The organism is Liquorilactobacillus mali, from assembly GCF_001437155.1.
Lineage (GTDB): Bacteria > Bacillota > Bacilli > Lactobacillales > Lactobacillaceae > Liquorilactobacillus > Liquorilactobacillus mali_A.
The window spans coordinates 65,185-75,027 of sequence record NZ_JQAR01000005.1; the positions used below are offsets into that span (position 1 = coordinate 65,185).

18 protein-coding genes are annotated in these 9,843 nt (G+C 34.5%); 4 read left to right on the forward strand and 14 right to left on the reverse strand.

The genetic code is table 11. The features are described 5' to 3' along the window. From IV36_RS03805 to IV36_RS03850, 11 genes are all read right to left on the reverse strand, one after another. Positions 1-684, reverse strand: coding sequence for an ERF family protein (locus IV36_RS03805; protein ID WP_056990868.1), 684 nt, complete (start codon positions 682-684; stop codon positions 1-3). Then, positions 681-1,160: a siphovirus Gp157 family protein gene (locus tag IV36_RS03810; protein ID WP_056990869.1), complete on the reverse strand. Its 480-nt coding sequence runs from the start codon at positions 1,158-1,160 to the stop codon at positions 681-683. Before IV36_RS03810 ends, IV36_RS03805 begins: the two co-directional genes overlap by 4 nt. Beyond that, entirely contained in the window at positions 1,157-1,423 is a 267-nt protein-coding gene (locus IV36_RS03815; RefSeq protein WP_056990870.1) for a hypothetical protein, read from the reverse strand. The genes IV36_RS03810 and IV36_RS03815 overlap by 4 nt, the downstream gene beginning before the upstream one ends. Beyond that, on the reverse strand, positions 1,423-1,770 hold the full coding sequence (locus IV36_RS03820; protein ID WP_056990871.1) for a hypothetical protein: 348 nt from the start codon (positions 1,768-1,770) through the stop codon (positions 1,423-1,425). The genes IV36_RS03815 and IV36_RS03820 overlap by 1 nt, the downstream gene beginning before the upstream one ends. A gap of 12 nt (positions 1,771-1,782) precedes the next feature. Further along, positions 1,783-1,971 carry a hypothetical protein gene (locus tag IV36_RS03825; RefSeq protein WP_156648629.1) on the reverse strand — a complete coding sequence of 63 codons (189 nt, stop codon included), beginning with the start codon at positions 1,969-1,971 and terminating at the stop codon, positions 1,783-1,785. A gap of 65 nt (positions 1,972-2,036) precedes the next feature. Then, on the reverse strand, positions 2,037-2,246 hold the full coding sequence (locus IV36_RS03830) for a helix-turn-helix domain-containing protein (protein ID WP_056990873.1): 210 nt from the start codon (positions 2,244-2,246) through the stop codon (positions 2,037-2,039). A gap of 179 nt (positions 2,247-2,425) precedes the next feature. Beyond that, entirely contained in the window at positions 2,426-2,509 is an 84-nt protein-coding gene (locus IV36_RS12585) for a DUF3789 domain-containing protein (RefSeq protein ID WP_082623704.1), read from the reverse strand. A gap of 14 nt (positions 2,510-2,523) precedes the next feature. Further along, the gene (locus IV36_RS03835; RefSeq protein ID WP_056990874.1) at positions 2,524-2,850 is read right to left on the reverse strand and encodes a DUF771 domain-containing protein; all 327 of its coding nucleotides are present in this window, start codon (positions 2,848-2,850) and stop codon (positions 2,524-2,526) included. A gap of 31 nt (positions 2,851-2,881) precedes the next feature. Further along, positions 2,882-3,409, reverse strand: coding sequence for a hypothetical protein (locus IV36_RS03840; RefSeq protein WP_056990875.1), 528 nt, complete (start codon positions 3,407-3,409; stop codon positions 2,882-2,884). Between the two features lie 14 nt (positions 3,410-3,423). After that, on the reverse strand, positions 3,424-3,954 hold the full coding sequence (locus IV36_RS03845; protein WP_056990876.1) for an ORF6C domain-containing protein: 531 nt from the start codon (positions 3,952-3,954) through the stop codon (positions 3,424-3,426). Next, entirely contained in the window at positions 3,954-4,844 is an 891-nt protein-coding gene (locus tag IV36_RS03850) for a DUF3102 domain-containing protein (RefSeq protein ID WP_056990877.1), read from the reverse strand. The genes IV36_RS03845 and IV36_RS03850 overlap by 1 nt, the downstream gene beginning before the upstream one ends. 66 nt (positions 4,845-4,910) lie before the next feature. On the opposite strand from IV36_RS03850, the gene IV36_RS03855 reads away from it, so the two are divergent. After that, positions 4,911-5,279 (forward strand): hypothetical protein, encoded by a 369-nt coding sequence (locus IV36_RS03855; protein ID WP_056990878.1) that lies wholly within the window; start codon positions 4,911-4,913, stop codon positions 5,277-5,279. Here the strand turns inward: IV36_RS03855 and IV36_RS03860 are convergent. From IV36_RS03860 to IV36_RS03870, 3 genes are read right to left on the reverse strand one after another with little or no spacing between them, the layout of a single operon-like run. Further along, positions 5,276-5,548 carry a hypothetical protein gene (locus IV36_RS03860; RefSeq protein WP_056990879.1) on the reverse strand — a complete coding sequence of 91 codons (273 nt, stop codon included), beginning with the start codon at positions 5,546-5,548 and terminating at the stop codon, positions 5,276-5,278. The two genes, IV36_RS03855 and IV36_RS03860, sit on opposite strands and share 4 nt — an antisense overlap. Before the next feature lie 14 nt (positions 5,549-5,562). After that, on the reverse strand, positions 5,563-6,303 hold the full coding sequence (locus IV36_RS03865; RefSeq protein ID WP_056990880.1) for a GIY-YIG nuclease family protein: 741 nt from the start codon (positions 6,301-6,303) through the stop codon (positions 5,563-5,565). A gap of 15 nt (positions 6,304-6,318) precedes the next feature. Further along, positions 6,319-6,564 (reverse strand): helix-turn-helix domain-containing protein, encoded by a 246-nt coding sequence (locus tag IV36_RS03870; RefSeq protein WP_056990881.1) that lies wholly within the window; start codon positions 6,562-6,564, stop codon positions 6,319-6,321. Between the two features lie 170 nt (positions 6,565-6,734). On the opposite strand from IV36_RS03870, the gene IV36_RS03875 reads away from it, so the two are divergent. From IV36_RS03875 to IV36_RS03885, 3 genes are all read left to right on the forward strand, one after another. Further along, positions 6,735-7,355, forward strand: coding sequence for a LexA family protein (locus tag IV36_RS03875; protein ID WP_056990882.1), 621 nt, complete (start codon positions 6,735-6,737; stop codon positions 7,353-7,355). A 207-nt stretch (positions 7,356-7,562) separates the two neighbouring features. After that, positions 7,563-8,513, forward strand: a complete 951-nt coding sequence (locus IV36_RS03880) for a hypothetical protein (protein WP_056990883.1) — start codon at positions 7,563-7,565, stop codon at positions 8,511-8,513. 121 nt (positions 8,514-8,634) lie between these two features. Next, positions 8,635-9,765 (forward strand): tyrosine-type recombinase/integrase, encoded by a 1,131-nt coding sequence (locus tag IV36_RS03885; protein WP_056990884.1) that lies wholly within the window; start codon positions 8,635-8,637, stop codon positions 9,763-9,765. Positions 9,766-9,843 lie beyond the last annotated feature (78 nt).

The following is a 9,843-nucleotide window of genomic DNA, read 5'->3' on the forward strand; positions in this document are numbered from 1 at the left end:
TTAGACTTCCTTAAATACTTTGTCTTTACCGAGTCTATTCTTCATTTCTTCCAAAATTCCGCAAGTAATATTTGCCTTTTCATTCTTATCTGCCATTTTCCATTCAGGCTTAGTTTCAGCTTGCTTTACCGCTTCTCGTTGAACTGTTCCTACATCTGATTGAGTGGCAAGAGCAATCGCTTTTGAATATCCATTAATTAATGCTTTTTTCTGAATTAACGGATCATTTTTTTGGTATGACTTTTTAGCACTCTGATTAGTAGTTTTCTTTGTTTCACGATTCGTTTGATTGTAATGTTCATCAGTGTCAGCATCCTTCGTATCATCAATTAAAAACAGTCCATTCAAAGCATATTTGCGTGCATATGAGCTTGCTGTACCTGTTATCTGTGATTCGTCAAACCCTTTCTTAGAAACACTCTCTCGTGCATATCCTGTTGTCTTAAATTCACCATCAGGAGTTGTGAGTGTTGCTGTGGCTTTGATATAGTGCCACTCTCCAATTAATGTTGGTTCATCAGTAATAGTAAGGGTAGAATTTAAAGCTCTTAGAATAGGTTTTAAGGCAGTTAAAATATCTTCTGTACTTCGGTAGTTATACTTTCCAAACTTGTTGAATTGGCCTTTAGGAGCTTTCAACGTGCTTTGAATAGTAACTAATGCACTCTGCTTTTCCTCAGTCATTTAATTACCACCTTTCGACTAGGCTTTAACTCAACCCCGTCAATATCTTTGCCATTTTTCAAATCTTCATATAGCAACTTCTTGTCAATTTTAGTAACCTGTTCGACATTCTTATAGCTGTCAGGGACTACACTTTCATCACTAACAATCACACTTGGACGATAATTTCTAGGCTTTAAGAAATGATTATCTGTTTTAACTTCCTTGTACCCAGCGTTATCAATTGCTTCTGTTAGATACTGATTAAGTTGCTTATTCTTATTTTTCAAGCTGGTTTGCAATTCTCGCAGTTCTTGAATCTTTTTAGTAAGCCAATCAACATTCATCTGATTTCGTTCTATCCAGGTCGCAATATTATCAACTTTGCTATTGAATGTATCTTCAATGCTGTCTAGCGTGTCCTTGATCATTTCAGGATCTAAATCATCTCGGTCAGCCAGCTCTTTATATTTAACTGTTAGCTCAAATAGATTCATTCCAATTCCTCCAATTCATTAATTCTCATGTAGTTAATTTCATTGGCAAATAGCCAGCCCTCACAGAACTCTTCGTCTATATTAGGTAGCTTTGTCTCGAATACATATTCTATCCATTTATGCAAGCCCTCAGCTTTAACTAGGTCTGCCGACTGTGAACCAAACTCAATCAGAAAATAGCTCTCGTTGGTTAAATCATTCGACTCCCAGTCTTCATATACACGAGTGCCATTCGGCAACAATGCACCAATTTTAGTTTCCATCAGCTTTCCCTCCTGTTATCATTTGAAATCAGCTCCTTAACGTAATTAATTATTTTCGTGCGTGTTGGTTCATCAGCTTTGCTTAGGTTGTCAACAAACTTGTTAAATTGTTTTTCAGGTACACGATCTCTTTTACGTGTTTTAGACAATTGAGTTAAAATAGCAAACTCTTCATCTGAAAGCCTATATTTCAGATAGCTACCGGTTGTCAAGAACTCGATAAATTCATAGGCTACATAACCCATTCGCTCATTTTTAATGCTGAATGTTGGCTCTTCTTCGGCTAGTACAAGCTTTATCTTGCTACCAATGTTTTCTAGTGCTAGTTGTGCTTGTTCGTTATTCATGCTTAATCCCCCTTATCTGTAATTGTCACTTTCATAACGATAATTGCCCTGCCCGAATGGATCATTCCAACATGCAAAAGGATCGTTTTTCTTCATAATGTCGTTCCAAGGAGCAAACGGATCATTTCTTAACATTGGGTCATTCCATGGCTCAAATGAATCGTTATTTCTAGGACGTTCTTCATCAAACATGTAAATCATTCTCCTTTGTGTTATACTTTCCGTAGATGTTTTTGATATGGAGCATATTGCTGTATGCTCTTTTTCTATTTGAATAAGTCATTTGGCGTACATTCTAGTGACTTACATAAAGTATTGAGTGTTTCAAACTGTAGCATTTTAGTTCTTCCACTTTTTGCGTTCGTAATTGTATTTCTGCTAACACTCGTAATTTTTGACAATTTAGTAGTACTTATATCTAATTCAGCCATTTTTATTCTCAAACCTTTTCCAAAACTTTCTCCATTTAAATTCATTTATCTCACCCCTTTACAAACCAACTAACCACAACCTCGATACATAATGCGTAAGTAGTTATAATTGCCGTCCATGTTGCTAATTTGACCAATTGCAGCAGCTTATCTTCTTTCATTTTTAGCCTCGTATCTTCCTGCCTCATAGGCTGCAATTGCAACAGCCACAATTACTATTGCATTCATTTCCTGTCACCTGCTTTCACTATGCACATCATCAACACGCCGATAAATGCACCTATTGTTACGCCAATCAAGAAGCTCATTCACTCACTTCCTTTCATTTTGGAATCTTGGATTCCCAGTCTATGCGCTTGCGATTTTCTTCCATCCACTCGCAAGCTTTTTTAGCAAAAATAATATGTGCTTTCCCTTGATAGCCACGAATAAGCCATCCACCGTGGTAGTAATCTATTTCATCAAGAAACTTGTCTAGCACAAAAGTAGTGACCCAAGTACTTTCTTTACCACCACAGCAAGCCTTACGGAATTGGTTAATGTTCCATGTTATTCCGTCTAGTTTTTTTAGTAACTCGTGATCAGCAATCTCGCTAACCTGTTCTTTTACTAGATCAGTAATTGCTTTCTCGTTGATCAATGCCGGCATATTTACACTTCCTTTCTATTTGCTAAGTTGGTTACTCTGAGCCAAATTCTTCGAGAGTATGAAACTTAATCCCGTTTTCTTCAGCAAACTTTTTAAACAATGATTTTCCTGATTGTCTGCGCTGGTTATCGCTAATAACTGTCATCATCCAAGAGCTTAGATTAAAAATATCATCAGCCCAGTATTCCATTAAGAATTGAAATCCATCAGGAATTTTGCTATCCCAACCGATGTTTTTCTCAATCCAATCCCTTGTGTAGAAATAATCTTTGCATCCCCATTTATGGCCGCTAAAGTCTTTCTTAATTGGAATAATCTGGCAAAATTGTTTTGGTGTAAGTTGCTCAATAAGGTCAGTAATGGTAAACATGTAAGACGTTCTGAACTTTAGTGAAAGATTGTCAAAATCGTCTTCATCAAATGATTTCAAGCTTGCAAGAAGAAGCTTTTGTGTTTCTTCAGTAGTGAGGAAACCTTTTTTCTTCCAAATATCTGCGATTTTTACAGATGAATCTCTCCAAATCTGAACTGGCGTTTTTGAAATGACTGTTAATTTCATTTACATTCCATCTCCTATTTGTTTTTCTTCCAGTTTTCAATAGCTTCAAGCTGCGTATCTGTCATACGAGTTTCATAGCCTTCAAAGCTACTGAGTGAAAGATGATTGACTAAAGTGATTGCTTCATTTAAATCAATTCTTCTTAGTGATGAGTAACGTGGGACGTTAAAAGCCCTTTTTATTCTGCGATAAACGTTTGCTCTAAACTGGCCTAACTTTTTCATGTGCAAATTAGTTCCACCGTACTGGTTGGAGTTGAATTTTTCTTCGAGATAAAGGTTGGTTAGAATAGCCGCTTTTTTGCTTACAACTGTTTTGAACACTTGCTGTTCTTCATAAGTCAGAGTCACACTTTCTTCTACACGGTTAACTAATGTTGTTAGCTCTTTAATTCCTTTGTCTGCATATGCTTTAATTTCCTTTTTAGCAGAGTTCATTGACAAATAAATTTGCTTATTAATTTCTGTTTGAAGTGCCTGCTGGTTAATTAGGCCTGCTAAAAGCTTGCTATCAGGTTCTTTTATTACTAAATTGTTTTGTTTCATTATTTAAAACTCCCTTCAATGATTTTTCTCCCTGCTGTTGTTTGACGAATTAAATCAATAAATTTTTGTAATTCATTTAACCGACTGCTAATGTTTTCTTTTGCTTCATTGCTCATTTCGGAAAGATGGTTCAAGTCATCATCAAGCAACATATTTTCATTCAAAAAGTTTTTAATGTTGTAAGACAAAGTGTAGATATTGATATCAGCTTTTCTTTTTAGCCTTTCCAGCCTTTTTTGTTCAGCCTCATCATCTTGAATTTTGATAAGCTGTTTCGCTGATTCTGATTCTTTTTTGAAATAATCAGCTTGCTTTTGTGCCTTTTCTAATTGTTCTTTGATTGAATCAGCTTGCTGTGCTTTCTGCTTAACTGATTCATAATCATCAGGAGTTTTTTCGACTGTTACAGTCTTTTCAACAACCTTTGGCTCACGCTCATTCAAGCGGTCAATCATTTCAGCCTGTTGGTTAATCTGCCTATCCTTGGCTTTTAAGGACTCCTCTTTTTCTTTAAGCTTACGGTTGACTTCTTGCAACTCTCGCACAGTCATTTCGTCAGGCTTCTTCACTTCACCAGAATCGAGTTGCTGTGGTTTCTCTCGTTCATCTGGTGGCATAGTTGCGATTAAGTAAAGAGGCTTCCATCCTAAATTGGACCCCGGGGCCCAATTTGCAAGTTCAGTTGTAATTTTCATAAAACGATTAGCAGTCCTATGATTCATCTGAATTGATTCCAACCACTTACCAAACTCGCCATGAGCCAAATCATGGTCTTTAACCCATTTCAGTCGGCGGCCAATTTCGAAGATTGCTTGACCACCAATCGACTGGTAAGTCTTAATTTCAGTAGTAAGTTGTGTTAAGTCATTCGGCAATACAACTTCATTCAATTTTTACAACTCCTTTTATTTTTTTAGTAGTATAATTTGGTTATCTATTGAAAGGCGGTAACTCTCATGAAACACTATGAAGAAATTCCTGAGGTAATTTGTTACTGTAAATTAATTACTAACCATGTTAAGTTTCTTGATAACCATATGATTGAACTTTCTCAAAATAAATGTTCAGAAGAAATCTTAGAGCTAATATCCAAAAAGTACTCAATAATAAAAAGAAATTATCTTTCATGCTGTGATTTAACAGATCATCCAACAGCACTTTATCCATTTCTCTATTTTCCATTTTTGAAAGAAGTAAAAAAATTTATTGATTGTTTTAAAATGGATGCCGATAGCATAAATAGTCAGCTCATAAAACTAGTTCATTCTCTAAGACTAAACATTCGTGAATTGTATTTTGATTTGATAAAACAGTTTGATAACTAATCAATAAGCTTTTTTTTGATGCTAACTCTTAGTACATCATCATCCAGCGTATTGTTTGCCAATTCTTTTAAGTCATTAAGACTCGTCACTAGCTGTTGATGGCTCTTTTGTACATCACTAACATCAAACAGTGCATCTATGTCTTTATCTTTAGGCTTTTCATATTCTTTCTCAGTCACCTTTTGAAATATCCCGTGTTCCTTGCTACCGCTAATAGCTTGGAGCACATTTTTTATTTCTTCTGGTGTACCTTCGATTGATAATTTCATAAAATCATTCCTTTCTATTCTGTAACTAACTGCTTATCCGAGTTGTAAATTGTCTCGCTGATTGACACATTCAATCCGTACTTATCTTGCAAAGCCATCAGGTTATTTTCTTTGATGTCGTACCATTCGCCATGAATCAAGTATTTCTTAAAAAAATTATGAATTTCGTTTTCAAGCTGGTACCATTTGCTTGTCTTTATCTTTCCAATTAAAACGAGTTTTTCGGGATTCATTGCTTGGATTGCTTTTATTCTTCTGCCTAAATTAGATGTACATCCAATTTTTACTAATCCGTTTTTCGATTTCAAAAAGTATACATATCCTTGAGAAGTAACTTTATTTAATCTTTTTGTAAAATTGCAATTATTCAAAAAGTAATTATCGAAATCAGATAAGTTTGCTATTTTTTCAGCTAGTAAAGATATCTCACTTGGGTGTTTTTTGGGAAAAAATGAGAAAGATAATTTAGACAAGCCAGAATTCAAAGCGAAAATGAATTTACTTTTTATTTTTCCTAATTTGTCTAAATAGTCGCCTAATTCAATAACAACATCAGGAACTAAGATTGTACCGTTATCGCAATCAAAAATATCCGTTTCATAATAAACATCTCCACTTTGTGTAAGCAAAAATTTTCCATCATTGATGTTTAATCTCTCAACATATGGGTCTTTCAAGAATACTTCCGAGCCAAATCTGTATCCCATTTTCTCAACAAATCTAATCTGATATCCGTTCCATAATTCCGTCTTCATAATTTCCCTTCTTTCTTATTCTGTGACTGGTTTTCGTACTCGAACGGGCACATTGTCTTTAAAAAAAATAGCCATATGGTTCTTATCATATCCAAGCACGGCTGCAATTTCTAAAAGTTCATTTGCCCCTAGAGAAACAATGCCATTTTCACGTTTTGCATACCACGAACGGTTTTCTTTACCAAGCAATTTTGTTATATCTTTTTGCGTGTACCCCTTTGCAATTCGCTCAGCTTTTAATCTGTTCAAATCGACTGTCATGATTACACCTCCTTTTTCGTACCCATTTGGGTACATCAATAATATAAACCACTAGTTCTCGTATGTCAACAAAAAGAGCAAAAAAAGTTTTTTTGGTTCTTTTAAAAATATATATTGTAACTGTTTGGGAACAATGATAATATATAGATATTGAAAGGAGGATAGTTTAAATGAACAATAATGACGAAATCATTTCCTATCTTACAAAGCTAAAAGATGAAAAGAATTTGTCTATTAGTGAAATCGCAAGGCGCGTTGGAATGGCAAAATCTGCTGTTTCTAGGTATTTCAATAAAACACGTGAATTTCCCCTTAATAAGACAGAGGAATTTGCAAATGCTCTTGGAACTACTCCTGAAAAAATTATTGGAATTAGAAAGCCAAGTAATATTATTCCTATAACAAAAACAGTTAAAATTCCGTTATTGGGAGAAATCGCTTGTGGCGATCCGATACTTGCTGAGGAAAACATAGAGGAATATATAGATGAACCGGTTAATTATTTGCCAAGTGGGACTTGTTTCTACTTAAGAGCAAAAGGAAATTCTATGAAACCTACTATTCCAAATGGTGCTAAAGTTTTAATACGACAACAGCCTGATGTCGAAGATAACGAAATAGCAGCAGTGCTAATGACTGATAGTAACGAGGCAACGCTTAAACGCATAAAAAGAGCAGACGGAACGATATTCTTAATGCCTGATAACCCTGAATACTCACCTATTCTAGTTAATAAGGATAATCCGGCAAGAATTTTGGGAAAAGTTATCCGGATGGTTATTGATTTTTAGCACAAATAAACCCTAACCTTCTAACTCATGGGGGAGTCAAGATTAGGACTTACTTTTGTATCCAAGATGGATTTTAGCACATCTTGGATATTTTTTACATATATTATATTTTAAAATTTATTTTCCATGGTATTATTTAATTATTAAGAAATTATTAAGGTCCAGATCTGATGACTTTAAAAGCTGAAAATATTGGGGGGAGTAACAATGAAAAAAATTATGTTCTGTGTATTTCTGTTACCTATATCTTTGTTTATTTTAGTAGGTTGCAGTAATAACGATAGTATAAAGGCTGGGAATCAAACTCTATATTCTACTGACATAAACAAAATTAAAGCTGATAGTAGCGGATCTTGGGTAGTTACTGGAACAACAACTGCACCTGATGGAGCTAAAATTTTATCAGTACCAACTTTTGGAAACTATAAAGCAAATGCAGCAACTTCATACGACATAAATAGCTGGGCTAGGGTTAAGAACGGAAAATTTAAAGTTTATATTGATTCAACTATAAATTCAGGTTCTCTAAAATCAGGAGATAAAAAGAAGTTTATCATATTTGCAGTTACTAAATATAAAAAAGCAATAGACGCTGTTGTCCCAAAAAATATTCAAAAAAAAGTAAACAAACAATTTTCAAAAACCACTGCTAAGGTTACATCTTCTCAAGAAGCTTATAGCTCAAGTCTTGAAGATTATCTTTATTCGGACAGTTCCTCTGATTCCTCATCTTCGGTCGAAAATTCATCATCTTCTGTGGAGGATTCATCGAGCTATGATTCAAGTTCATCATCTGCAGACTCATCTATATCTTATCAAGCAGTTACATTTGATCAAATAGCTAGAAATCCAGATGATTACGAATATAAAGGTGTTAAAGTTCAAGGTCAAGTTATGCAAGTTCAAAATTCTGACGATGGTGGCGCAATAGTACTTTTATGGATGAATGATGATTCGAATTCTTTAATTATGGTAAACATAGATGAGGATTACATGCCTGCTAACGGAAACATACTTGAAGACGATGAGATTATAATAAATGGATTAGGTAATGGAACACAAAAATACGACACTGCTAGTGGTTCAGAAAATGAAGTTCCATTAATAGAGGCAAATGAAACTATAACAGATAGTGGAAAATCTGCAAATGCGTATTAATACACTACTTTATTAATAAAAACACATCCCCCACTCGCCAAAGTAAAAGATGTGTCTCACTGTTTATACAGGGCAAGCATACCCTATTCGTTTATTCTAAAATAAGAAAGGAGTTTTGGCAATGGCTAGTTTCAGAAAACTTAATAGCGGATGGAAAGCTACAGTTTCTAAACGAGATCCATCTGGTAATCTTCATCAAACGTCTAAGTCGGGATTTAAGACTAAAAATGATGCCCGAGTTTATGCTGCTCAAATTGAAGCACAAAATGATAGTTCACTCATAGCTCACCATGATGTTGCTTTTCTTCAATACTACATCGACTGGTATAAAACCTATAAAGAGAATCGTGTAGCAGCTAGTAATCTGAAACGATACATTTATGTATCACACATAATTGAAAAAAATTTTGGAAACTTAAAATTAAAATCAATCACACGCAATCAATACCAACATTTTATTAATGGATACGGAAAGAACCATGCAAAAGATACTGTTAGAAAAACAAATAACATAATTCGTGCTTGTGTTAAAGCGGCCATGATTGATGAAATAATCAGAAAAGATTTTACACAGGGTATCGAACTCGTATTTGATGAGAAACGAACACTCGAAGTCGAGTATCTTTCAGTTGCTGAAATTAATAAATTAATAAAAGGCATTGAAGATGGATTAAATGCTCAATATACTAGTCGCTACATGATTTTAACTGCTATCTATACAGGAATGAGGCTTGGAGAGATACAGGCTCTTACATGGGAAGATATTAGTTTTAAACAGCATACTATATCAATCAATAAGTCTTGGGACTATCACGCAGGTGGAGGTTTTAAATCTGTTAAAACTAAATCATCATATCGAATTATCCGAGCAAGCTCTATCCTACTTAATCTTTTAAAACAATTAAAAATCAATAATTCAAAAATGGTTTTTGAAAATAAGGCTAGGCAGTTACCAAGTTCTAATGCGGTTAATAAGACTTTGCATTCGATCATGGACAAATGTGAAATTCAAAAAAATAACTTTCACTTCCATTCTCTCAGGCATTCTCATGTAGCCTATCTCCTTTTCGAGGGTGTCAGCCTTTACGCAATTAGTAAAAGGCTAGGACATTCTAATATGTCAATTACAGCCGAAAAATACGCTTATTTGATAGCTGAATATAAGGTTCGTTCTGATGATAAAATCGAGAAAATAACAGACAACCTAGGACAACAAGAGGACAACAAAATAATATTTTTTGGCGAAAAATAGCTTTTTAAAAAAATAAAAACGCCTATTTAAAGGCGTTAGATGTCTATAACTAGTTATCCAGTCTCCCACGTGGCGCAT

Coding starts and splice junctions, on each gene's coding strand:
- IV36_RS03805 (WP_056990868.1), bottom strand. CDS start 684: ATGACTGAGGAAAAGCAGAGTGCATTAGTTACTATTCAAAGCACGTTG.
- IV36_RS03810 (WP_056990869.1), bottom strand. CDS start 1,160: ATGAATCTATTTGAGCTAACAGTTAAATATAAAGAGCTGGCTGACCGA.
- IV36_RS03815 (WP_056990870.1), bottom strand. CDS start 1,423: ATGGAAACTAAAATTGGTGCATTGTTGCCGAATGGCACTCGTGTATAT.
- IV36_RS03820 (WP_056990871.1), bottom strand. CDS start 1,770: ATGAATAACGAACAAGCACAACTAGCACTAGAAAACATTGGTAGCAAG.
- IV36_RS03825 (WP_156648629.1), bottom strand. CDS start 1,971: ATGATTTACATGTTTGATGAAGAACGTCCTAGAAATAACGATTCATTT.
- IV36_RS03830 (WP_056990873.1), bottom strand. CDS start 2,246: ATGAATTTAAATGGAGAAAGTTTTGGAAAAGGTTTGAGAATAAAAATG.
- IV36_RS12585 (WP_082623704.1), bottom strand. CDS start 2,509: ATGAGCTTCTTGATTGGCGTAACAATAGGTGCATTTATCGGCGTGTTG.
- IV36_RS03835 (WP_056990874.1), bottom strand. CDS start 2,850: ATGCCGGCATTGATCAACGAGAAAGCAATTACTGATCTAGTAAAAGAA.
- IV36_RS03840 (WP_056990875.1), bottom strand. CDS start 3,409: ATGAAATTAACAGTCATTTCAAAAACGCCAGTTCAGATTTGGAGAGAT.
- IV36_RS03845 (WP_056990876.1), bottom strand. CDS start 3,954: ATGAAACAAAACAATTTAGTAATAAAAGAACCTGATAGCAAGCTTTTA.
- IV36_RS03855 (WP_056990878.1), top strand. CDS start 4,911: ATGAAACACTATGAAGAAATTCCTGAGGTAATTTGTTACTGTAAATTA.
- IV36_RS03860 (WP_056990879.1), bottom strand. CDS start 5,548: ATGAAATTATCAATCGAAGGTACACCAGAAGAAATAAAAAATGTGCTC.
- IV36_RS03865 (WP_056990880.1), bottom strand. CDS start 6,303: ATGAAGACGGAATTATGGAACGGATATCAGATTAGATTTGTTGAGAAA.
- IV36_RS03870 (WP_056990881.1), bottom strand. CDS start 6,564: ATGACAGTCGATTTGAACAGATTAAAAGCTGAGCGAATTGCAAAGGGG.
- IV36_RS03875 (WP_056990882.1), top strand. CDS start 6,735: ATGAACAATAATGACGAAATCATTTCCTATCTTACAAAGCTAAAAGAT.
- IV36_RS03880 (WP_056990883.1), top strand. CDS start 7,563: ATGAAAAAAATTATGTTCTGTGTATTTCTGTTACCTATATCTTTGTTT.
- IV36_RS03885 (WP_056990884.1), top strand. CDS start 8,635: ATGGCTAGTTTCAGAAAACTTAATAGCGGATGGAAAGCTACAGTTTCT.